At 70.3% G+C, this 22,900-nt stretch carries 22 protein-coding genes; all 22 read left to right on the top strand.

Features of this window, described 5'->3' with window-relative positions; genetic code table 11:
- Positions 1-174 precede the first annotated feature (174 nt).
- The 22 genes from pyrR (at position 175) to ACFJGU_RS18930 (ending at position 22,838) form a co-directional block, all read left to right on the top strand.
- Complete coding sequence (pyrR, locus tag ACFJGU_RS19035) at positions 175-711, top strand: bifunctional pyr operon transcriptional regulator/uracil phosphoribosyltransferase PyrR (protein WP_382305671.1); 537 nt, start codon at positions 175-177, stop codon at positions 709-711.
- Positions 708-1,664, top strand: a complete 957-nt coding sequence (locus ACFJGU_RS19030; RefSeq protein ID WP_382305670.1) for an aspartate carbamoyltransferase catalytic subunit — start codon at positions 708-710, stop codon at positions 1,662-1,664. Before pyrR ends, ACFJGU_RS19030 begins: the two co-directional genes overlap by 4 nt.
- Positions 1,661-3,019 carry a dihydroorotase gene (locus ACFJGU_RS19025; RefSeq protein ID WP_382305668.1) on the top strand — a complete coding sequence of 453 codons (1,359 nt, stop codon included), beginning with the start codon at positions 1,661-1,663 and terminating at the stop codon, positions 3,017-3,019. The genes ACFJGU_RS19030 and ACFJGU_RS19025 overlap by 4 nt, the downstream gene beginning before the upstream one ends.
- Positions 3,012-3,560, top strand: coding sequence for a hypothetical protein (locus ACFJGU_RS19020; protein WP_382305666.1), 549 nt, complete (start codon positions 3,012-3,014; stop codon positions 3,558-3,560). Before ACFJGU_RS19025 ends, ACFJGU_RS19020 begins: the two co-directional genes overlap by 8 nt.
- Positions 3,557-4,729: a glutamine-hydrolyzing carbamoyl-phosphate synthase small subunit gene (gene carA / locus ACFJGU_RS19015; protein WP_382305664.1), complete on the top strand. Its 1,173-nt coding sequence runs from the start codon at positions 3,557-3,559 to the stop codon at positions 4,727-4,729. Before ACFJGU_RS19020 ends, carA begins: the two co-directional genes overlap by 4 nt.
- A complete protein-coding gene (carB, locus tag ACFJGU_RS19010) occupies positions 4,729-8,019 on the top strand; it encodes a carbamoyl-phosphate synthase large subunit (protein WP_382305662.1) in 3,291 nt (1,096 codons plus the stop codon). Before carA ends, carB begins: the two co-directional genes overlap by 1 nt.
- Positions 8,016-8,870, top strand: coding sequence for an orotidine-5'-phosphate decarboxylase (gene pyrF / locus ACFJGU_RS19005; protein WP_382305660.1), 855 nt, complete (start codon positions 8,016-8,018; stop codon positions 8,868-8,870). The genes carB and pyrF overlap by 4 nt, the downstream gene beginning before the upstream one ends.
- Positions 8,867-9,781, top strand: coding sequence for a guanylate kinase (gmk, locus tag ACFJGU_RS19000; RefSeq protein WP_382305659.1), 915 nt, complete (start codon positions 8,867-8,869; stop codon positions 9,779-9,781). Before pyrF ends, gmk begins: the two co-directional genes overlap by 4 nt.
- A 7-nt stretch (positions 9,782-9,788) precedes the next feature.
- Positions 9,789-10,055: a DNA-directed RNA polymerase subunit omega gene (gene rpoZ, locus ACFJGU_RS18995; protein WP_382305657.1), complete on the top strand. Its 267-nt coding sequence runs from the start codon at positions 9,789-9,791 to the stop codon at positions 10,053-10,055.
- A 28-nt stretch (positions 10,056-10,083) separates the two neighbouring features.
- The gene (gene coaBC / locus ACFJGU_RS18990; RefSeq protein ID WP_382305655.1) at positions 10,084-11,301 is read left to right on the top strand and encodes a bifunctional phosphopantothenoylcysteine decarboxylase/phosphopantothenate--cysteine ligase CoaBC; all 1,218 of its coding nucleotides are present in this window, start codon (positions 10,084-10,086) and stop codon (positions 11,299-11,301) included.
- The gene (gene metK / locus ACFJGU_RS18985) at positions 11,298-12,506 is read left to right on the top strand and encodes a methionine adenosyltransferase (RefSeq protein WP_382305653.1); all 1,209 of its coding nucleotides are present in this window, start codon (positions 11,298-11,300) and stop codon (positions 12,504-12,506) included. Before coaBC ends, metK begins: the two co-directional genes overlap by 4 nt.
- A 65-nt stretch (positions 12,507-12,571) precedes the next feature.
- On the top strand, positions 12,572-14,560 hold the full coding sequence (locus ACFJGU_RS18980) for a primosomal protein N' (protein ID WP_382310445.1): 1,989 nt from the start codon (positions 12,572-12,574) through the stop codon (positions 14,558-14,560).
- The gene (fmt, locus tag ACFJGU_RS18975) at positions 14,557-15,471 is read left to right on the top strand and encodes a methionyl-tRNA formyltransferase (RefSeq protein ID WP_382305651.1); all 915 of its coding nucleotides are present in this window, start codon (positions 14,557-14,559) and stop codon (positions 15,469-15,471) included. Before ACFJGU_RS18980 ends, fmt begins: the two co-directional genes overlap by 4 nt.
- On the top strand, positions 15,468-16,961 hold the full coding sequence (locus ACFJGU_RS18970) for an RsmB/NOP family class I SAM-dependent RNA methyltransferase (protein WP_382305649.1): 1,494 nt from the start codon (positions 15,468-15,470) through the stop codon (positions 16,959-16,961). Before fmt ends, ACFJGU_RS18970 begins: the two co-directional genes overlap by 4 nt.
- Before the next feature lie 102 nt (positions 16,962-17,063).
- Positions 17,064-17,486 carry a hypothetical protein gene (locus ACFJGU_RS18965; protein ID WP_382305647.1) on the top strand — a complete coding sequence of 141 codons (423 nt, stop codon included), beginning with the start codon at positions 17,064-17,066 and terminating at the stop codon, positions 17,484-17,486.
- 36 nt (positions 17,487-17,522) lie between these two features.
- Positions 17,523-18,185 (top strand): ribulose-phosphate 3-epimerase, encoded by a 663-nt coding sequence (gene rpe / locus ACFJGU_RS18960; protein ID WP_382305646.1) that lies wholly within the window; start codon positions 17,523-17,525, stop codon positions 18,183-18,185.
- A gap of 18 nt (positions 18,186-18,203) precedes the next feature.
- On the top strand, positions 18,204-18,467 hold the full coding sequence (locus ACFJGU_RS18955) for a phosphoribosyl-ATP diphosphatase (protein ID WP_382305645.1): 264 nt from the start codon (positions 18,204-18,206) through the stop codon (positions 18,465-18,467).
- A 51-nt stretch (positions 18,468-18,518) separates the two neighbouring features.
- On the top strand, positions 18,519-19,358 hold the full coding sequence (gene hisG / locus ACFJGU_RS18950) for an ATP phosphoribosyltransferase (RefSeq protein ID WP_382305643.1): 840 nt from the start codon (positions 18,519-18,521) through the stop codon (positions 19,356-19,358).
- Positions 19,358-20,128: an imidazole glycerol phosphate synthase subunit HisF gene (gene hisF / locus ACFJGU_RS18945; protein WP_382305641.1), complete on the top strand. Its 771-nt coding sequence runs from the start codon at positions 19,358-19,360 to the stop codon at positions 20,126-20,128. The genes hisG and hisF overlap by 1 nt, the downstream gene beginning before the upstream one ends.
- Positions 20,125-20,484, top strand: coding sequence for a phosphoribosyl-AMP cyclohydrolase (gene hisI / locus ACFJGU_RS18940; protein ID WP_382305639.1), 360 nt, complete (start codon positions 20,125-20,127; stop codon positions 20,482-20,484). Before hisF ends, hisI begins: the two co-directional genes overlap by 4 nt.
- A gap of 15 nt (positions 20,485-20,499) precedes the next feature.
- Complete coding sequence (locus ACFJGU_RS18935; RefSeq protein ID WP_382305638.1) at positions 20,500-22,032, top strand: anthranilate synthase component I; 1,533 nt, start codon at positions 20,500-20,502, stop codon at positions 22,030-22,032.
- Entirely contained in the window at positions 22,032-22,838 is an 807-nt protein-coding gene (locus ACFJGU_RS18930) for a Trp biosynthesis-associated membrane protein (protein ID WP_382305636.1), read from the top strand. Before ACFJGU_RS18935 ends, ACFJGU_RS18930 begins: the two co-directional genes overlap by 1 nt.
- The last annotated feature ends 62 nt before the right edge of the window (positions 22,839-22,900 follow it).

Genomic DNA, 22,900 nt, shown 5'->3' with positions numbered 1-22,900 from the left:
GACCAGGTATTGCTGGACGCCGCCATCGCGTTCACGCGCGGTGAGCCGGGGGGCCCAACATCAAGAGAGACTGTCCCAATGGCCCGCGGGATCCGTTGCCGCTGGTAGGGTGGACGACGGTAACCGCAGACATCCTTTAAGTCCGTCCGAGAGGCGGGGAAGGAGGTCGGTCGCATGGCGCGCACAGTGCTGCAGCAGGCTGACATAGCCCGGGCGTTGACTCGGATCTCGCACGAGATCCTGGAGTCCAACCGGGGAGCGAACGATCTGGTGATCCTGGGCATCCCGACGCGCGGCGTGGTCCTCGCCGAGCGGATCGGACGGATCATCGGCGGCATCGAGCAGGGCAGCGACCCGGCCTCCATCGTGGGGTCGCTCGACATCACTATGTACCGCGACGACCTCGCCCGGCATCCCACCCGCACGCCCAGCCCCACGCAGGTGCCGCGCCAGGGCATCGACGGGAAGACCGTGGTGCTCGTCGACGACGTGCTCTACTCGGGCCGCACCATCCGTGCCGCCCTCGACGCCTTGAACGATCTGGGGCGCCCGCGCGTGGTGCGGCTCGCGACCCTCGTCGACCGCGGTCACCGCGAGCTGCCGATCCGCGCCGACTTCGTGGGCAAGAACCTGCCCACCTCCCGCGAGGAGCGCATCAACGTTCGCCTCGCCGAGATCGACGGAACCGAGGAGGTGACGATCGAAGGATGAGACACCTCCTCAGCACCAAAGACCTGACGCGCGACGAGGCGATCCAGATCCTCGACATCGCGGAGGACATGGCCGACGTCTCCACCCGCGAGGTGAAGAAGCTGCCGACCCTCCGCGGCAAGACCGTCGTGAACCTCTTCTTCGAGGACTCCACCCGCACCCGCATCTCCTTCGAGGCCGCCGCCAAGCGGCTCTCGGCCGACGTCATCAACTTCTCGGCGAAGGGCTCGAGCGTCTCGAAGGGCGAGAGCCTGAAGGACACCGCGCAGACCCTGGCCGCCATGGGCGCCGACGGCGTGGTCATCCGCCACTCCGCCTCGGGCGCCCCGCAGGTGCTCGCGCAGAGCGACTGGATCGACGCGGGTGTGGTGAACGCGGGCGACGGCACGCACGAGCATCCCACCCAGGCCCTGCTCGACGCCTTCACCATGCGCCGCCGCCTGCACGGCGACGCCGCCCGCGGCAAGGCTCTCGACGGCGTGAGCGTGGTGATCGTGGGCGACATCCTCCACTCCCGGGTGGCCCGTTCGAACCTCTGGCTGCTGCGCACCCTCGGCGCCACCGTGACGTTCGTGGCTCCGGCGACGCTGGTGCCCGTTGGAGCCGGCACCTGGCCGGTGGACATCAGCTTCGATCTCGACGCCACGCTCGCGCTGACGCAGCCCGACGTGGTGATGATGCTGCGCATCCAGAGCGAGCGGATGAACGCGGCCTACTTCCCGAGCGCCCGCGAGTACGGGCGGCAGTGGGGCCTCGACGACGAGCGCCTGGCGCGCCTGCGCCCGGATAGCATTGTCATGCACCCCGGACCGATGAATCGCGGTCTGGAGATCTCGGCCGGAGCGGCCGACTCCGCGCAATCGACGGTTCTCGAACAGGTCGCGAACGGGGTGTCCATCCGGATGGCTGTGCTCTATCTGCTGCTGTCCGGCGAACGAGAGGCCTTGAGTTGAGCGAGACCAGCTACCTGCTGAAGGGCGCGACGCTTCCGAACGGGCAGGCGGCCGACATCCTGATCGAGCGCGGCCGGATCAGCTCGACCGCGCCGGGCACGACGGCCCCGGTGGGCGCCGTCACGGTCGACGCCTCCGGACTGGTCGCCCTCCCGGGGCTCGTCGACCTGCACACCCACCTCCGCGAGCCCGGTTTCGAGCAGAGCGAGACGGTGCTCACCGGCACCCGCGCCGCCGCGGCCGGCGGCTTCACGAGCGTGTTCGCCATGGCCAACACGATGCCCGTCTCCGACACTGCCGGCGTCGTGGAGCAGGTGCAGTCGCTCGGCGACGCGGCCGGCTACGCCACCGTACGGCCCATCGGCGCCGTGACCGTGGGCCTCGCCGGCGAACGGCTGAGCGAGATCGGCGCCATGGCGCAGTCCCGCGCCGCCGTGCGGGTCTTCTCCGACGACGGCAAATGCGTCCACGACTCGCTGCTCATGCGCCGCGCCCTCGAGTACGTGAAGACCTTCGACGGGGTCATCGCCCAGCACGCGCAAGACCCGCGCCTCACCGAGAACGCGCAGATGAACGAGGGTGCCCTCTCCTCGGAGCTCGGCCTCAAGGGCTGGCCCGCCGTGGCCGAGGAGTCGATCATCGCCCGCGACGTTCTGTTGGCGGAGCACGTCGGCGCCCGCCTGCACGTCTGCCACCTCTCGACGGCCGGATCGGTCGACGTCATCCGCTGGGCGAAGGCACGCGGCATCCCGGTGACCGCCGAGGCCACGCCGCATCACCTCCTGCTCACTGAAGACCTCATCCGCAGCTACGACGCGCGCTACAAGGTGAACCCGCCGCTGCGCCGCGACGAAGACGTCCAGGCCCTGCGCGCCGGCGTCGCCGACGGCACCATCGACATCGTCGCCACCGACCACGCGCCGCACCCACGGGAGTCGAAGGAGAGCGAGTGGGATGCCGCGTCCTTCGGCATGGTGGGGCTCGAGTCAGCCCTGCCCGTGGTGCAGACCGCGCTCGTCGACACCGGTCTCCTGGGCTGGGACGGCGTGGCCCGCGTGCTCTCCACCACCCCGGCACGGATCGGCCGGCTGAACGGCCACAGCCACCTCTTCGAGGAGGGGGCCCCCGCGAACGTCACCCTCGTCGATCCCTCCGACCGCAGCACGTTCACGCTCGACCGACTGGCGGGCAAGAGCCAGAACACGCCGTACGAGGGCGTCTCGCTCTCGGGGCGCGTGCGCTGGACCTTCCACCACGGCTTCCCGACCCTCCGCGACGGCGTGCTCGCCCCGGTCGAGGAGGCGGCGGAGAATGCCCGCGCCCTCGCCCGCGAGGGGGTGCCCGCCCGTGGCTAGGATCCTGCCCGCCGTGCTCGTCACGGCTTTCGCGCTGCTGCTTCTCGCCGCCATGTTCTGGGCCTGGCGGGCGCGCAAGAAGCGCCAGGCCGCGTTCCAGAACCCTCTCGACGCACCGGCGACGGATGCCCGCGGCGCCGAACTCGGCCGCGCTTCCGTTCTCTACGTGGCCACCACGACCGCGGGGGAACCGCTCGATCGGCTCACCATTCCGGGGCTCGCCTTCCGCGGCCGCGGCGTCGTGACGGTGTTCGAGCAGGGCGTTTCACTCACCATCCCCGGCGAGCCGGAGACGTTCATCGCGCGCGAGAACCTGCGCTCGGTCGGCACCTCCACCTGGGCCATCGACCGGGTGGTCGAGACCGGCGGTCTGGTGCGCTTCGACTGGACCTACCGGGCCGACATCGGCCCCGCCGAGGTGGAGAGCTACGTGCGCGCCATCGAACTGGGCGACGCCGCCCGGCTCATCGCCGCCGCGAACTCGATCATCCCGGCCTCACAGACCCCGATTCACACGCAACAGGAAGGACCGTCGTCGTGATCTCAACCGAACCCGCCGTGCTCGTGCTGGAAGACGGTCGACGCTACGAAGGCCGAGCCTACGGAGCCCGCGGCCGCACCCTCGGCGAAGCCGTCTTCGCCACCGGCATGACCGGCTACCAGGAGACCCTGACCGACCCGAGCTACGCCGGGCAGATCGTGATGCAGACCGCGCCGCACATCGGCAACACCGGGGTGAACGACACCGACAAGGAGTCGTCGAAGATCTGGGTGGCCGGCTACGTGGTGCGCGATCCTTCCCGGATCGTGTCCAACTTCCGCGCGCAGCGGAGCCTCGACGACGACCTCACCGCCGACGGCGTGGTGGGCATCTCGGGCATCGACACCCGCGCGGTGACCCGGCACATCCGCTCCTTCGGGGCGATGCGGGCCGGCATCTTCTCGGGTGCCGACTACGAACTCAGCCAGACCGATCAGCTGAACGCCGTGCGCTCGGGCGCCGAGATGGCAGGGCGGAAGCTCTCAGAGGTCGTCTCGACCCACGAGCGCTACCAGGTGCCCGCGAAGGGAGAGCGGATCGGCTCCGTGGCCGTGCTCGACCTCGGCGTCAAGACGTCGACGCTCAACTACCTCGCGGAGCGCGGCTTCGACGTGGAGGTGCTTCCCGAGTCGGTCACGGCCGACGAGGTGCGCGCACTGGAGCCCGATGCGCTCTTCTACAGCAACGGCCCCGGTGACCCCGAGGCCTCGGAGAGCCACGTCGATCTGCTGCAGGACGTGCTGCGCGGCGGCACGCCCTACTTCGGCATCTGCTTCGGCAATCAGCTGCTCGGCCGGGCGCTCGGCTTCGGCACCTACAAGCTGCCCTTCGGACACCGCGGCATCAACCAACCGGTACTCGACCGCACCACGGGCCGGGTGGAGATCACCAGCCAGAACCACGGCTTCGCGGTCGACGCCCCGCGCGAGGGCGTGATCGACTCGCCCGCCGGCTTCGGCCGGGTGGAGGTGAGCCACGTGAGCCTCAACGACGACGTGGTGGAGGGCATCCGCTGCCTCGACATCGACGCGTTCTCCGTGCAGTACCACCCGGAAGCGGCGGCCGGCCCGCACGACTCCATGTACCTCTTCGACCGGTTCCGCGACATGATCCTCGCGAAGAAGTCGGCGCCCGAACTCGATGCTTCCTCCGAAGGAGACCACCAGTAATGCCCAAGAGAGACGACATCCAGAGCGTTCTCGTCATCGGCTCCGGGCCGATCGTGATCGGCCAGGCCTGTGAGTTCGACTACTCCGGCACCCAGGCCTGCCGGGTGCTCCGCGAGGAGGGCGTGCGCGTCATCCTCGTGAACTCCAACCCGGCCACCATCATGACCGACCCCGACTTCGCCGACGCCACCTACGTCGAGCCGATCACCTGGCAGGTCATCGAGGCGATCATCGCGAAGGAGAAGCCGGATGCGATCTTGCCGACCCTGGGCGGCCAGACCGCGCTGAACGCGGCCATCCAGCTGCACGAGCACGGCATCCTGGAGAAGTACGGCGTGGAGCTGATCGGCGCGAACTTCGAGGCCATCAACAAGGGCGAGGACCGCCAGATCTTCAAGCAGCTGGTGATCGACGCCGGCGCCGAGGTGGCCCGCTCCTACATCGCGCACACGGTGGAGGAGGCCGTCGGCTACGCCGAAGACCTCGGCTATCCTCTCGTGGTGCGCCCCTCGTTCACCATGGGTGGCCTCGGTTCGGGCTTCGCCTACACGGAGGAGGAGCTGCGCCGCATCGTCGGTGACGGCCTCCACCAGAGCCCCACCACCGAGGTGCTCCTCGAGGAGTCGATCCTCGGCTGGAAGGAGTACGAGCTCGAGCTCATGCGCGACACGGCCGACAACACGGTCGTGGTCTGCTCCATCGAGAACGTCGACCCGGTCGGCGTGCACACCGGCGACTCGATCACCGTGGCGCCCGCCCTCACGCTGACCGACCGCGAGTACCAGAAGCTGCGCGACATCGGTATCGACATCATCCGTGCCGTGGGCGTCGACACGGGCGGCTGCAACATCCAGTTCGCCGTCGACCCGGCCAACGGCCGCATCATCGTGATCGAGATGAACCCGCGCGTCTCCCGCTCGTCGGCGCTCGCGTCGAAGGCCACCGGCTTCCCGATCGCCAAGATCGCCGCGAAGCTCGCCATCGGCTACCGGCTCGACGAGATCCCGAACGACATCACGAAGGTGACCCCGGCCTCCTTCGAGCCGACGCTCGACTACGTCGTGGTGAAGGTGCCCCGGTTCGCCTTCGAGAAGTTCCCGGCCGCCGACCCGACCCTCACCACCACCATGAAGTCGGTGGGCGAGGCGATGGCCATCGGCCGCAACTTCTCGCAGGCGCTGCAGAAGGCGCTGCGCTCGCTCGAGAAGCGCGGCTCCTCGTTCCACTGGGAGCCGCTCAGCGCCTCGAAGGAGGAGCTGCTGGCGATCGCCGCGGTGCCCACCGATGGCCGCATCGTGACCGTGCAGCAGGCGCTGCGGGCCGGGGCGAGCATCGAGGAGGTCTTCGAAGCCACCAAGATCGACCCGTGGTTCCTCGACCAGATCGTGCTGATCAACGAGGTGGCGGAGGCCATCCACGCCTCGGAGAACGCCGACACCGCGATGTTCACGCTGGCCAAGGAGCACGGCTTCTCGGATGCCCAGATCGCGTCGTTGCGCGGCTTCGGCGAGAAGGAGGTGCGCGAGGTGCGGCACATCCTCGGCATCCGCCCGGTGTACAAGACGGTCGACACCTGCGCGGGGGAGTTCCCGGCGCTCACGCCCTACCACTACTCCAGCTACGACCTCGAGACCGAGGTCGAGCCCTCGGAGCGCCGCAAGGTCGTCATCCTGGGCTCCGGCCCGAACCGCATCGGGCAGGGCGTCGAGTTCGACTACTCCTGCGTGCACGCCTCGTTCGCGCTCTCGGACGCCGGGTTCGAGACCATCATGATCAACTGCAACCCCGAGACCGTCTCGACCGACTACGACACCTCCGACCGCCTCTACTTCGAGCCGCTGACGCTCGAAGACGTGCTGGAGGTCATCCACGCCGAGCAGCAGTCGGGCGAACTCGTCGGTGTCGTCGTGCAGCTCGGCGGACAGACGGCGCTCGGGCTCGCCAAGGGACTCGAGGAGGCCGGCGTGCCGATCCTCGGCACCACCCCGGACGCGATCGACCTCGCCGAGGAGCGTGGGCTGTTCTCCGGCATCCTCGACGCCGCCGGCATCCTGGCGCCGAAGAACGGCACCGCCACCGACTACGACTCGGCGGTCGCCGTGGCCGAGGAGATCGGCTTCCCGGTGCTCGTGCGCCCCTCCTACGTGCTGGGCGGCCGCGGCATGGAGATCGTCTACGACACCCCCTCGCTCGCCGACTACTTCGAGCGGATCGCCGGCCAGGGCATGGTGGGCACGGCCAACCCGCTGCTGGTCGACCGCTTCCTCGACGACGCGATCGAGATCGACGTCGACGCCCTCTACGACGGCCACCAGCTCTACATCGGCGGCATCATGGAGCACCTCGAGGAGGCCGGCATCCACTCCGGCGACTCCAGCTGCACCCTGCCGCCCGTGACGCTCGGCCGTGACCAGATCAACCACGTCCGCGAGGCCACGCTCGCCATCGCGCAGGGGATCGGCGTGAAGGGACTGCTGAACGTGCAGTTCGCCATCGGCGCCGGCATCCTCTACGTACTCGAGGCGAACCCGAGGGCGTCGCGCACCGTGCCCTTCGTGTCGAAGGCGCTCGGCATCCCGCTCGCCAAGGCGGCGTCGCGCATCATGGTGGGCTCGACCATCGACGAGCTGAAGGCCGAGGGCATGCTGCCGGTGCAGGACGGCTCGATCGTGCCGCTCGACTCGCCGGTGGCGGTGAAGGAGGCCGTGCTGCCGTTCAAGCGCTTCCGCACCAAGGAGGGCCTGATCGTCGACTCGGTCCTCGGCCCGGAGATGCGCTCGACCGGTGAGGTCATGGGCATCGACCGCGACTTCCCGCGGGCCTTCGCGAAGAGCCAGGAAGCCGCGTACGGCGGGATGCCCACATCCGGCACCGTGTTCGTCTCCGTGTCCGACCGCGACAAGCGGGCCATCGTGCTGCCGGTGCTGCGCCTGCAGCAGCTGGGCTTCGAGATCCTCGCCACGAGCGGCACCGCGGAGGTCCTGAACCGCAACGGCATCCACGCCCGGCTGGTGGCGAAGTACTCCGAGGGGCGCGATGGCGAAGGCGGCGAGACCGTCGTCGACCTGATCAACGCGAACAAGGTCGATATCGTCATCAACACGCCCTCGGGCCGGTCGGCGCGGGCCGATGGCTACGAGATCCGGGCCGCCGCGGTGGCCGCCGACAAGCCGTTGTTCACGACGATCGCCCAGCTGGGCGCGGCCGTGGCCTCCTTCGACGCGCTCTCCGAGGGCTTCGAGGTGACCTCGCTGCAGGAGTACGCGATCGCGCGGAGCGCTCGGGGATGACCGCAGCACAGTCCAGCTTCGGGGAGCGTCTCGACGCCGCCATCGCGGCGAGCGGGCGCCTCTGCGTGGGCATCGACCCGCATCCGTACCTCCTCGACGCTTGGGGACTCCCCACGAGTGCCGACGGGGCGCGGAGCTTCGGCCTCGCCGTCGTGTCCGCGGCCGCCGGACGCGTCGGCGTCGTGAAGCCGCAGGTCGCGTTCTTCGAGGCCTACGGCTCGGCGGGCTTCGCGGCCCTGGAAGAGGTGCTGGCCGCCGCCCGCGCGGCCGGGCTCCTGGTGATCGGCGACGCGAAGCGCGGCGACATCGGCTCCACGAACGACGGCTACGCCAGCGCCTGGCTCGAGCCGGGCGCCCCGCTCGAGGTCGACGCCCTCACCGTCACCGCCTTCACCGGAGTCGGCGCCCTCGGCGGCCTGTTCGACCGGGCCGAGGCGAACGGTAAGGGTGTGTTCGTGCTGAGCGCCACCTCGAACCCCGATTCACGCCTCCTGCAGACGGCGCGAACGGATGCCGGCGCCACCGTCTCGCGGCTGGTCGCCGACGAGGTGGCCGCCCGCAACACCGACCGCACGCGTCTCGGCGACTTCGGCCTGGTCCTCGGCGCCACGAAGCGGCTCGACGACTACGGCTTCACGAACGAGGCCGTGCGCGCCCTTTCCACGACCCCGGTGCTCGCGCCGGGCTTCGGTTTCCAGGGAGCCGAGTTCTCGCAGCTCACCAGCGTGTTCGGACCCCTCGCGCCGAACGTGCTCGTGGCCGTGTCGCGCTCGATCCTGCAGCACGGCGCATCCGGGCTGGTCGACGCGATCGACGCCGACGTGGCCCACCTCGCCGGGGTGGCCCGGTGAAGCCGCCGGAGGTCGACCGCGTCGCCGCCTCCCGCGCCGCCGTCGCCGCCCGCCGGGCACGCGCGTCCGTGAAACGGGCCGTGAACGAGCGGCGACTGAGCGCCGTGGCCGTGCTCGACACCGCCCTGTCCTCGACCGAGAGCGTCGAGGCCACGATGCGGGTGCGCGACCTGCTGCTGAGCATCCCGGGCCTCGGTCCGGTGCGGGTCGACCGGGTGATGGAGCGGCTCGAGATCGCCGCGTCGAAGCGCCTCTCCGGACTCGGTGTGCATCAGCAGCAGCGGCTGCGCGAGTTCCTGCTGAAGCGGGCGCCGCGGGTCGAGCAGCCGGAGCAGAGCCGGCTCGTGGTGCTCGCCGGTCCCACCGCCGTGGGCAAGGGCACCGTCTCCACGTTCATCCGGGAGAACTATCCCGAGGTGCTGCTCTCGGTCTCGGCCACGACGCGGGCCCCACGGCCGGGCGAGGTCGACGGCGTCAGCTACTACTTCATCGACGACGACGAGTTCGACCGGATGATCGCGGCGGGCGAGTTCCTGGAGTGGGCCGTGGTGCACAACAAGTCGCGCTACGGCACGCCCCGCACGCCGATCGACACCGCCCTCTCGGCCGGGCGCAGCGTTCTGCTCGAGATCGACATCCAGGGCGCACGCCAGGTCAAGGCCGCCATGCCCGAGGCGACGCTGGTGTTCCTGCTTCCGCCCACCTGGGAGGAACTTGTGCGTCGGCTCATCGGCCGAGGCACCGAATCGCTCGAGGAGCAGGAGCGCCGGCTCACCACCGCACGGGTCGAATTGGCGGCCCAGGACGAGTTCGATCACCGCGTCGTGAACCGCGATGTGCGGGCAGCCGCGGCGGAGGTCGTAGAATTGATGCAGATTCAGAAGGCGATCGACCTTCACGGCAAGGAGTAACCACACAATGGCCACCAACAAGCTCGGCATCATCGACCCGCCCATCGACGAACTTCTCTCGAAGGTCGACTCGAAGTACGCCCTCGTGATCTTCGCGTCCAAGCGGGCCCGCCAGATCAACGACTACTACGCCGACCTGCACGAAGGCAGCCTGTTCGACAACGTCGGACCGCTCGTCGACTCGACGATCGACGACAAGCCGCTGTCGGTCGCGATGCACGAGATCAACGAGGACAAGCTCGAGATCCGCCCCGCGGCGCCGATCGCCGAGTAGTCCGCTCCGGCGCACGCACGGCTCTCAATTGAACATCGTCGTCGGGATCACGGGTGGCATCGCGGCCTACAAGGCCGTGAACGTCATCCGTGGTCTCGTTCTCGCCGGGCACGACGTGCACGTCGTCGCTACCGAGGCGGCTCTCCGCTTCGTCGGCCGGCCCACTCTCGAGGCCATCTCACGCAACACCGTGAACACGGATCTCTACGAGGCCGTGGCCGAGGTGCGGCACGTGGCCATCGGCCAGGCCGCCGATCTCATCGTGATCGCCCCGGCGACCGCGAACACCATCGCGAAGCTCGCGGCCGGTCTCGCCGACGACCTTCTCGGCAACACGGTTCTCGCCTCCAGGGCGCCGATCGTCATCGCGCCCGCGATGCACACCGAGATGTGGCAGAACCCGGCGACCGTGGCGAACGTGCGCACCCTCGAATCCCGCGGCGTGCACCTGATCGGTCCGGTCAGCGGCCAGCTCACCGGGAAGGATTCCGGTGCCGGGCGGATGGCCGAGCCCGACGACATCGTGCGCGGAGCGCTGGCGGTCGCTGCGGCCTCCGGTTCCGCCGTGCCGAATGACCTCGCGGGTCGTTCGGTGCTCGTCACCGCGGGCGGAACGCGCGAGCCCCTCGACCCGGTGCGCTACATCGGCAACCGGTCCAGCGGGCGTCAGGGCATCGCGATCGCGCGGGCCGCGCAGGCTCGGGGCGCGCGGGTGACCCTGATCGCCGCGCACGTGGAGGTCGAACTGCCGACCGGCATCGACGTGGTGCGGGTGGAGACCACCGCCGAACTGCTCGACGCCGCCACCGAGGCCGCGCCCTCGCACGACCTCGTGATCATGGCGGCGGCCGTGGCCGACTACCGGCCCGTCAGCGTCTCCGACGACAAGATCAAGAAGGCCCAGACGGGGGATCACCTCACGCTCGAACTGGTGCAGAACCCCGACATCCTGGCGACCCTCTCGCACGCCGACCACGCCGGCCGGCTCGTCGTCGGCTTCGCCGCCGAGACGGCCACCGACCGAGACGACCTCATCCGGCTCGGCCGCGAGAAGATCGCCCGCAAAGGCTGCGACTTCCTCGTCGTGAACGGCGTCGGCTGGACCACGGGTTTCGCGCGCGATGACAACACCGTCACCGTGCTCGACGCGTCCGGCGCTATAGTTTTCGAGGCATCCGGCAGCAAATCCTCGGTGGCCGATGACATCCTCGGAGTGTTCGCCACCGCCCTATCAGGAGCAGAATGACCTCTCTTCGCCTCTTCACCTCCGAATCCGTCACCGAAGGTCACCCCGACAAGATCTGCGACCAGATCTCCGACAGCATCCTCGACGCGCTGCTGACCGTCGACCCGCACTCGCGGGTGGCCGTGGAGACCCTGGTCACCACGGGTCTGGTGCACGTCGCCGGCGAGGTGACCACGAAGGGCTACGTCGAGATCCCCGCGATCGTGCGGGAGAAGATCACCTCGATCGGCTACACCTCCTCCGACGTCTGGTTCGACGGCCGCTCCTGCGGTGTCTCCGTGTCGATCGGCGGCCAGTCGCCCGACATCGCGCAGGGCGTCGACAACGCGTTCGAGACCCGCGAGGGCTCCTCGACCGACGAGGGCGACCGCCAGGGCGCGGGCGACCAGGGCATCATGTTCGGCTACGCCACCACCGAGACGCCGCAGCTCATGCCGCTGCCGATCTGGCTGGCGCACCGGCTCTCCGAGCGACTCGCCGCCGTGCGCAAGGAGGGTGTGCTCGACTACCTCCGTCCCGACGGCAAGACCCAGGTGACCATCGGTTACGACGGCGTCGTGCCGAAGACGGTCGACACCGTGGTGCTCTCCACCCAGCACTCGCCGAAGGTGGGGCTCGACGAGCTGCGGCACGAGATCGAGCAGCACGTCATCCGCCCGGTGCTCTCCGGCGCCGAGGCCGACGGGGTCAACCTCGATCACTCCGACGTGCGCATCCTCATCAACCCCACCGGTCGCTTCGAGATCGGCGGCCCGCAGGGGGATGCCGGACTCACCGGCCGCAAGATCATCGTCGACACCTACGGCGGCGCTTCCCGCCACGGCGGCGGAGCGTTCAGCGGCAAAGACCCCTCGAAGGTCGACCGCTCCGCCGCGTACGCCATGCGCTGGGTGGCCAAGAACGCCGTGGCCGCCGGACTGGCCTCGCGCCTCGAGGTGCAGATCGCCTACGCCATCGGCAAGGCCGCCCCCGTCGGGTTCTACGTCGAGACCTTCGGCACCGGCGTCGTCTCCGACGAGGTGATCACGGAGGCTCTGCGGAGCGTCTTCGATCTGCGGCCCGGCGCCATCATCGAAGACCTCGACCTGCTGCGTCCGATCTACGCGCGCACCGCGACCTACGGCCACTTCGGCCGCGAACTCCCCGAGTTCACCTGGGAGCGCCTCGACCGGGTCGAGGAGATCCGCGCCGCCGCAGGCCTCTAGCCGTGGCCGGCGAGGGCGCGCCGGGCGAGGTGGTCCCGGCAGGTACCGCGCTGGTGGCGCGGGTGATGCTCGAGTCGCCCCTGCCGCAGCTCGACCGCCTCTTCGACTACCTCGTCCCCGCCGCCCTGGTGCCGGATGCTCATGCCGGCGTGCGCGTCAAAGTCCCGTTGCGCTCCGCCGGCCGCACCGCCCGCGGGTACGTCATCGAACTCGCCGAACAAGGCGACTACGGCGGATCGCTGAGCGAGATCGACGAGATCGTGTCGCCGCTGCCCGTGCTCACGCCCGAGGTCTGGGCACTCGCGCGCCGGCTCGCCGATCGCGCCGCCGGAAGCGCCTGCGACATCGTGCGGCTCGCCATCCCGCCCCGCTTCGTGCGGGTGGAGAAGGCCTTCCTGGCGCGACAGGGCGCCGCCGGTGGTGCGCCCGCCGAGCCGTCCGGCCCGCCCGTGGCCGGAGTGCTGACGGGATATTCGGGTTCGGATGCCGCCCACCTCGCCGAACCGGGTGCGCGAGCCGCGATCGACGCGATCGCCACCGTGGTGCCGGTGCGGACCGCCGACGGGGTCGACCACACGGTGGGGCACTGGGCGCTGACCGTGGCGGAACTCGCGGCATCCGTCTTCCGCGGCGGGGAATCGGTGATCGTGGCGGTGCCCGACTACCGCGACCAGATCTCGCTCGAACAGGCGCTGTCGCATCTCGGCGTCGGCAACGCCGTGGTGCCCCTCGACGCACGGCAGGCGCGCAACGACCGCTACGCGCACTTCCTCACCGCGCTCGACGGCGCCCCGCACATCGTGGTGGGGAACCGCTCGAGCATCTACGCGCCGGTGTCGCATCTCGGGCTCATCGTGATCTGGGACGAGGGGGATTCCCTGCAGAGCGAGCCGCTCGCGCCCTACGTGCACGTGCGCGACGCGGCCCTCGTGCGGCAGGAGCAGTCCGGCTGCCGTCTGGCCTTCGTGTCGCACTCCCGCAGCACCGAAGTGGAGCGGCTGGTCGAACTCGGCTTCCTGCACCAGGTCTTCCCGGCGCCCCGCTACCTCCCGCGCGTGGTGCCCACGGCGGAGCAGGACGACGCGGATGCCCCGCAGAATGCCGCGCGCATCCCAACCGCCGCCTGGCAGGTGGCGCGCAAGGCGCTCGAGTCCGGCCCGGTGCTCGTCCAGGTCGCCCGGCCCGGATACGCCCCGGTGCTGGCCTGCCAGACCTGCAACGCCCCTGCGGCCTGCACGGTGTGCGGCGGCCCGCTGCACGTGGGCCGTGCCGGGCAGCGTCCGTCCTGCACCCTTTGCGGGGCGATCGCAGCGAACTGGACCTGCTCGCACTGCCAGGGCACCCGTTACCGCTTCGCGTCGATCGGGGCGGGGCGCACGGCGGATGAACTGGGCCGCGCGTTCCCCGGTGTGCGGGTGATCGTCTCCGACGGCGAGCGCACGGTGCTCACGGTCGACGCCCGCCCCGCGCTGGTCGTGGCCACCCGTGGGGCCGAACCCGTGGCATCCGGCGGCTACCGCGCGGTGCTGCTGCTCGACGGACCGCGGATGCTGGCCCGCGAATCGCTCAGGGTGGCGGAGGACTGCCTGCGCTGGTGGTCGAACGCGATCGCCTTGTCGGCACCGCGGGCGCCCAACGTGCTCGTGGGCGTGGGCGGCGAACTCGCCAAAGCGCTGGTGACCTGGCAGCAGGAGGCGGTGGCCGGTTCGGAACTCGGCGACCGTCGGCGGCTGCGCTTTCCGCCAGCGGTGCGGATCGCGACGGTCACGGGGGCGGCGGACACGGTCGCGACGGCCCTGACGGACCTGCGCGCGCTCCTCAGCGACGAGGAATGGGCGAAGATGGACACACTGGGTCCGGTGCCCGTCGACGACGGCGGCGTGCGGGCGATCGTGCGTTTCGACTACGCGGTCGGCGGCGCGGTCGCCCGGCACCTGCGAGCCCTCGTCGTGAAGAACGTGACGAGCAGACGGGCCAAGGCCGGGCGTGGTCCCGGCTACCGGCCTCCACCCACGCTGCGCGTGCGGTTCGACGATTCGGAGATCATGGAATGAGAGTCGTGTTCGCGGGGACCCCCGCTGTCGCGGTGCCCAGCCTGCAGGCGCTGGCGGCCCGCCAGGAGGTCGTGGCGGTCGTGACCCGGCTCGACGCCCCGGTCGGGCGCAAACGCGTGCTCACGCCGTCTCCCGTGGCGGTGGCGGCAGCGGAGGCGGGGCTGCCCGTGATCAAGACGAACCGGCTCGATGATTCGGTGACCGCGCAGATCGCGTCGCTCGATGCCGACCTCGGAGTCATCGTGGCCTACGGCGGTCTCGTGCGGGAACCGCTCCTCAGCACGCCACGCCTCGGCTGGATCAACCTGCACTTCTCGCTCCTGCCGCGCTGGCGCGGCGCGGCGCCGGTGCAGTGGGCCGTGATGTCGGGTGACACCGAGAGCGGAGCCACCGTGTTCCAGCTGCGCCCGGGCCTCGACGACGGGCCGATCTGGTCGACCACGTCGACCCCGATCGGACCGCACGAGACCTCGGGCAACCTCCTATCGCGGCTCGCGGTCTCGGGCGCCGAGCAGCTCGCCGACACCGTCGACGGCATCGCCGCCGGGCGCCTGTCGGCCTCCGAGCAGGTGGGCGACGTGACGCTCGCGCCGAAACTCACGATCGACGACGCTCGGCTCGACTTCACCGCGGGGCTCGACGAGGTCTATGCGCGCCTCCGTGGGGTCACGCCGGAGCCCGGGGCGTTCACCGAGATCGACGGCGTGCGGGTGAAGATCCTGGATGCCGCCCCCGCCCGCGATCGCGCTCGGCTCGACCCCGGGGTGGTGGCGGCCGACGGGCAGCACGTGTACGTCGGTACCGGGGGCAGTCCTCTCGAGCTGACGACGGTGCATCCGGCCGGCAAGAAGCCGATGGCGGCCGCCGACTGGTGGCGCGGATCGGGCGCGGAACGGATGGTGGCGCGATGAGCGGGAACGGGCGCGATCCAGGGCGCGGCGATCGCGGCACCCATCGCGGGGGAGCGGCCCGCGGCGGGCCGCAGCGGCGCAAACCCGCCACCCCGTCGCCGAAACCCGCCCCCGTCCAGCCGGCGCGGCGGATCGCTCTCGAGGTGATCACCGCGGTGCGCGCCGACGACGCCTACGCCAACCTGCTGCTGCCCTCGAAGATCGCCGCGGCACGACTCGACGCCGCCGACGCCGGCCTCGCGACCGAGCTCACCTACGGCACCCTCCGCATGCGCGGCTACTACGACCGCGTGATCGAGCTCGCCTCCGGACGGCCGATCGACGAGATCGACGGCGCCGTGCGGGACGTGCTCGAGCTCGGCTGCCACCAGATCCTCTCGATGCGGGTCGCCCAGCACGCCGCGGTGAACGAGTCCGTGGAGCTGGCGCGCCAGGTGGCGTCCCGCTCGGCCACCGGCTTCGTCAACGGTGTCCTGCGAGGCATCACCCGCACACCGGCCAGTGAATGGCTCGAACGGGCGATGGATGCGGCGTCCGACGACGACGAGCGGCTCGCCGTGGCCGCCTCGCATCCGGCGTGGGTGATCCGCGCGTTCCGCCGGGCGCTCGTGGCCGACGGAGTGCCCGCGGCCGACGTGCCCTTCCAGCTCGACGACCTGCTCGAGGCCGACAACACGCCGGCTCGGCTCAGCCTCACGGCGCTGCCCGGCCTGATCGAGCGGGACGCGGTCGGGCACGGCACCGAGCCGTCGCCGCTCTCGCCGATCGGGCTGCTCGCGCCCACCGGCGATCCCGCCGGCATCCCGGCCGTGCACGAGGGCACCGCGCGGGTGCAGGACGAGGGGTCGCAGCTGGCGGCTCTCGCTCTCACGCGCGCTCGACCGGTCGCGGCGGGGGAGCTCTGGCTCGACCTCTGCGCAGGGCCAGGCGGCAAGACCGCCGTGCTCGCGTCCGAGGCCCGGCTCGGCGGGGCGACGGTGATCGCGAACGAACCCGTCGCCGCCCGTGCGGGGCTGGTGCGGCGTGCGATCGCCGCGATCCCGGATGCTCCGGAGGTGTGGGAGCGCGACGGCACGACCATCGGCAGCGAGGAACCCGAGACCTTCGACCGCATCCTGGTCGACGCGCCCTGCACGGGTCTCGGCGCCCTGCGGCGACGGCCCGAGGCGCGATGGCGCAAGACGCCGGGCGACGTGGCGGCGCTCGTCATCCTGCAGCAGGACCTGATCGACTCGGCCGTGCGTGCTCTGAAGCCCGGCGGATTGCTCGCCTACGTCACCTGTTCGCCGCATGTCGGGGAGACCCGAGGTCAGGTGCAGGGGGCACTGCGACGCTGGGACGGCGTCATCGAGCAGGTCGACGCCCAGGAGGTGCTGCGCGCCGTCACCGACGGGGCCGTCGTGCTCGGAGGGCCGGATGCGGCGGTGCAGCTGTGGCCGCATCGCAACAATACGGATGCGATGTTCGTGGCGCTGTTCCGCAAGGTCTAGCCTCGCTTCGACTCCTCCATCACAGCTGGGGCGTGGGAAGCAGCCCTCCACAGATCGGGGTCTTCGTCTCCTCGCTGTCCGGCCGGCCGCGATCCTGGTCGCATGAACTCCAAGATCATCCCGGCCGAGATCGCCGCGCAGATACCCCGTAGAACCGACACCGACATCCTGGAACTGGTGAGCTCGCTGGTCGGCGCCGCGATCCGGCGACAGGTCTGGCTCATGTTCTTCGACGGGAACGAGTGCCCGATGCCATTGCTCGTCCCCTACGCCGATCTCGACGTCGACCCGTCGGAGGAGGAGATCGCGACGTACACGGCGCTCGCCTGCGGCATCGCCGGCACCACGGGCGCCGCGAGCATCGTGCTCACCTGGGAGCGCGAGGGAGGCTCGGCGCTCGACGATGCCGAGCGCCGGCTGCTCCGCGAGATCTCCGCGGGGATCGCCGCGGGCGGCGTGACGGTGCGCGGTGTCTTCCTGAGTCACTCCCACGGCGTCGCCCACGTCTCGGAGGAGTCGTCGTGACGACGGCGAAGAAGCGGCGGGCGATAGGGTCGAGGGGTGGTACTCCGCATCAATCCCAGCATCCTGGCCGCCGACTTCGCGAACCTCGAGACCGAGCTCGGCCGCATCGCGAACGCCGACCTGGCGCACGTCGACGTGATGGACAACCATTTCGTGCCGAACCTCACAATCGGCCTGCCCGTCGTGGAACGGCTGCAGCAGGTGTCGCCGATCCCGCTCGATCTGCACCTGATGATCGAGGATCCCGCGCGCTGGGCTCCGCTCTACGCCGAGACCGGAGCCTTCTCCGTCACCTTCCACGCCGAAGCGACCTCCGATCCGGTCGCGGTCGCCCGCAGCCTCCGCGAGCGGGGTGCCCGGGCCGGCATCGCCATCAAGCCGGGCACCGCGATCGAGCCCTACCTCGAGCTGCTCCCCGAGTTCGACCTGGTGCTCGTCATGACCGTGGAGCCCGGGTTCGGCGGCCAGTCGTTCATGGCGAGCACGATGCCGAAGCTCGGCCGACTCTCGGAGGCGGTGAAGACCTCCGGGCTCGACGTCTGGATGCAGGTCGACGGCGGCATCAACGACGACACGATCGCCATCGCGGCCGAGACCGGCGCGAACACCTTCGTGGCCGGGTCGAGCGTCTTCGGTGCCGAGAGCGCGGCCGCTCAGGTCGACCACCTCCGGTCGCTCGCGGCCCGGCACACCCACTGACACCGGTACCCTTGACACGTGAAGACTTTCGACGAGCTGTTCCTCGAGCTCTCCGCGAAGGCGGTCGAGCGGCCCGAGGGCTCGCGCACCGTCCGTGAACTCGACGGCGGCGTGCACACGATCGGCAAGAAGATCGTGGAAGAGGCCGCCGAAGTGTGGATGGCGGCCGAGTACGAGTCGGAGGAGAACGCGGCCGAGGAGATCTCCCAGCTGCTCTATCACCTGCAGGTGATGATGCTGGCGAAGGGTCTCACCCCGGCCGACATCTACCGACATCTGTGATCCGAGCACTCGACGATCCCGATACCTTCTCTTCTCACTGAAAGACCACCCATGCTCAAGATCGCGGTGCCCAACAAGGGCTCCCTGTCCGAAACCGCCGCCCAGATGCTCGCCGAGGCGGGCTACGTGGGCCGGCGCGACCCGCGCGAGCTCGTCGTGCTCGATCCGCGCAACGACGTCGAGTTCTTCTACCTGCGTCCGCGCGACATCGCCACCTATGTCGGCTCCGGAGCCTTGGACGTCGGCATCACCGGCCGCGACCTGTTGCTCGACTCCGAGTCGACCGCCACGGAGACCGCTGCCCTGAACTTCGGCGAGTCGACGTTCCGGTTCGCGCGCCCCGAGGGCACCACGACCGAGCTGGCCGATCTGCAGGGCGCCCGCGTCGCCACCAGCTACCCGGGGCTGGTGGGCGCGTTCCTCGCCACGCACGGCATCACCGCCACCCTCATCCGTCTCGACGGTGCCGTCGAGTCCGCGGTGCGTCTCGGCGTCGCGGATGCGGTCGCCGACGTCGTGTCCACCGGCTCCACGCTCCGCAAGGCCGGGCTCGAGATCTTCGGTCCTGTCATCCTCGAATCCACGGCTGTGCTGATCAGCTCCGGCACCGAGCACCCGGGCGCCGAGACCCTCCTGCGCCGCCTGCAGGGCGTGCTCGTCGCCCGCCAGTACGTGCTGATGGACTACGACGTGCCGGTCGCCAACCTCGACGAGGCCGTCGCCCTCACCCCGGGCATCGAGTCACCCACCATCTCGCCCCTGCACGACCGCGAGTGGGTGGCCGTGCGCTCGATGGTGCCGCGCTTCGACACCAACCATGTGATGGATGCGCTCTACGCCGTCGGCGCCCGCGCCATCCTCGTCAGCCCCATCCACGCCGCGAGGATCTGATGTCGCTCGCGGTACGCGTCATCCCGTGTCTCGACGTGGCGGCCGGCCGCGTGGTGAAGGGTGTCAACTTCGAGAACCTGCGCGATGCCGGCGACCCGGTCGAACTCGCCGCGCTCTATTCCGCGCAGGGCGCCGACGAGCTCACCTTCCTCGACGTCACGGCCACGGTGGATGCTCGCGACACCATGTACGACGTGGTGCGGCAGACGGCCGAGCAGGTCTTCATCCCGCTCACGGTCGGTGGGGGAGTGCGCTCGGCCGACGACGTGGCACGACTGCTCGCCCACGGCGCCGACAAGGCGGGTGTCAACAGCGCCGCCATCGCCCGGCCGCCCCTCCTCGACGAGATCGCCGACCGGTTCGGTGCCCAGGTGCTCGTGCTCTCGCTGGACGTGAAGCGCACCGAACCGAGCGACCTCATCCCCTCGGGCTTCGTCGTCACCACCCATGGTGGCCGCCGGGAGACCGAGCTGGATGCGCTCGCCTGGGCGCGGGAGGCCATCGAGCGCGGCGCCGGCGAACTGCTGGTCAACTCGATCGACGCCGACGGCACGAAAGACGGCTTCGACCTCGAACTCGTGGGTCTCATGCGCGATCTGAGTTCGGTTCCGGTGATCGCCTCGGGCGGCGCCGGTACCGTGGAACACTTCGGCCAGGCCGTCGCGGCGGGGGCGGATGCGGTGCTCGCGGCATCCGTGTTCCACCTGCGGGAGATGACGGTCGGCGACGTGAAAGACGAACTGAGAAGAGAAGGGGTGGTCGTGCGATGAACGACGTGGAGGCCGTGATCGAGCGGGCGACGTTCGACGACGCCGGTCTGCTTCCGGCGATCATCCAGCAATGGGACACCAAGGAGGTGCTCATGCTCGGCTACATGAACGCCGAGGCGCTCCGCCGCACGCTCACCGAGGGGCGGGTGACCTTCTGGTCCCGCTCCCGCCAGGAGTACTGGCGCAAGGGCGACACGTCCGGCAATGTGCAATACGTGAAGGGCGCTGCCCTCGACTGCGACGACGACACCCTCCTCGTGCAGGTCGACCAGATCGGCGCCGCCTGCCACACGGGCGCCCGCCGCTGTTTCGACGTCGATCCCCTCGAACCGGTCGTCGGTTCACCCGCCAGCTGAAATACTCGAAGGACCATGACTTCCACCGCACAGAACTCGACCTCGCGTGCCGAGTTCGGGCAGCTGCACGCGAGTCACCGGGTGATCCCGGTGATCCGCGAGCTGTTCGCCGACGGGGAGACTCCGGTAGGCATCTACCGCAAGCTCGCCGACGGCCGCCCGGGCACCTTCCTGCTCGAATCCGCGGAGCAGGGTGGCATCTGGTCGAGGTTCTCGTTCATCGGGGTCTCGAGCTTCGGCGTGTTGACGGAGGAAGATGACCGGGCCGTCTGGCTCGACCTCGGTCTGCCCGAGGAGCGCGCGTTCCCGAACGGTCTGCCCGAGGGTCCTCTGGAAGCGCTGAGTGTGCTCTACGACCTCTGGAAGACGCCGGCCGTGGCGGCGCATCCGCCCCTCACCGGCGGCCTCGTCGGGTTCATCGGCTGGGAATCGGTGCGCCAGATCGAGCGTCTGCCCAACCGGCCGCCCGCCGACTACCGGATGCCGAGCCAGGGTCTGTCGTTCGTCTCCGAGATCGTCGTGGTCGACCACAGCAACGGCACCCTGCAGTTGCTGGTGAACGTGCTGACCGATGACGGCACCGACGCCGACACGCTCTGGGCGGCTGCCCAGGCGCGCCTCGACGAGCTGCAGAACGCGGTCGCTCAGCCCGCCGAGGCCTGGCTCGCGACGGTCGACTTCGCGAGCACCGCAGACCCCCGCCACCGCACCGAGCGCGACGACTTCCTGGCTGCCGTCGAGGTGGCGAAGGAGCACATCCGCGAGGGGGACATCTTCCAGGTCGTGGTCTCGCAGCGCTTCGAGCTCGACGTGGTCGCGCACCCGCTCGACGTCTACCGGGCCCTGCGGACACTCAATCCCAGCCCCTACATGTATCTGCTGAGTCTCGTCGACACCGACGGCACGCCCTACGAGATCGTCGGATCGAGCCCCGAGGCGCTCGTGAAGGTGGAGCGCGGGCGGGCGCACACGCATCCGATCGCCGGCTCGAAGCCCCGCGGGGCGACGCCGCAGGAGGATCTGGACCTCGAGCACGAACTGCTGGGCGACCAGAAGGAGAAGGCCGAGCATCTGATGCTCGTCGACCTCGCGCGCAACGACCTGTTGAAGGTGTGCGAGGCAGCCTCGGTCGAGGTCACGGAGTTCATGCGTGTCGAGCGGTTCAGTCACATCATGCACATCGTCTCCTCGGTCGAGGGGCAGATGCGCGAGGGTGTCGACGCGATCGACGTCTTCCGCGCCACCTTTCCGGCCGGCACCCTGTCGGGTGCCCCGAAGCCGCGGGCGCTCGAGATCATCGACGCCCTGGAGCCCGCCCAGCGCGGCGTCTACGGGGGAGTGGTGGGCTACTTCGGCTTCGGGGGCGACGCCGACCTCGCCATCGCGATCCGCACCGCCACCATCCGGGACGGCGTCGCGCACGTGCAGGCGGGCGGGGGACTCGTCGCCGACTCCGACCCGGCGAGCGAATTCCAGGAGTCGCAGAACAAGGCGGCTGCGCCTTTGCGCGCCGTGGCCGTCGCGAACGCGATGACGAGAGTGCGCTGATGACCACGGATGCGGCGGCGGACGCGGCGGGCGGCGTGCCCGACCGTGGCACGGCGTCCGTCGAGCCGGCGCGCACCGGCCGGCGCGTCAAGACGCTGGCGATCCTCGCCGTCCTGCTGCTCAGCGGGCTGACCTTCCTGGCCTGGTCGCAGTCGTGGGGGTCGCTCACCATCGTGGCCGGCACCACGAGCGCGGCCACCCTCGACGTTCCGGGCTCGGTCGCCGCCCCGGCGCTCTCGGCGCTCGCTCTCGCGGGGATCGCCCTCGCGGGCGCTCTCGCGATCGCGGGTCCGATCATCCGCATCGTGCTCGGCGCCCTCGAGGTGCTGCTCGGGGCGAGCGTGCTGGCCTCGGCCATCGGCGCCCTCACCGACCCGGTCGCCGCCGGCGCCTCGGTCGTCACGACCAGCACCGGCGTGGCGGGCACGCAGTCGGTGCGCGACCTCGTGACCGTCAGCACCACCACGCCCTTGGCGGCCGTGACCGCGGCCCTCGGTGCGCTGATGATCGTGGCCGGCCTCGTGGTGATCGTCACGGTGCGGCGCTGGCCGAACGCGGGCCGCAAGTACCAGGCCGTGTCGTTCGAGGGCGAGGACGGGCGGCGCAGCGCCGACCCGGCCGACTTCTTCGACGACGAGCCGACCGATTCGGTCGCGCCGGCCGGCTCGGTCGATCCGGAGGCCGAGACGTCAGCTGAACCTCCCGCTGCACGACCCGGCGCCTCGAAGCCTCCCGCGACGACGGCGCGCGACGCCGCGGTCGACGACTGGGACAGCCTCACGCACGGCACCGACCCCACCCGCTGAATCCCGAAGCCGCTGCCGGACCCCGGTAGACTCTTGGCGTACGACCACTTGTGAGACAGGAA

The organism is Herbiconiux sp. UC225_62 (genome assembly GCF_042694625.1).
Lineage (GTDB): Bacteria > Actinomycetota > Actinomycetes > Actinomycetales > Microbacteriaceae > Herbiconiux.
This window is presented reverse-complemented; position numbering and strand designations above follow the sequence as displayed.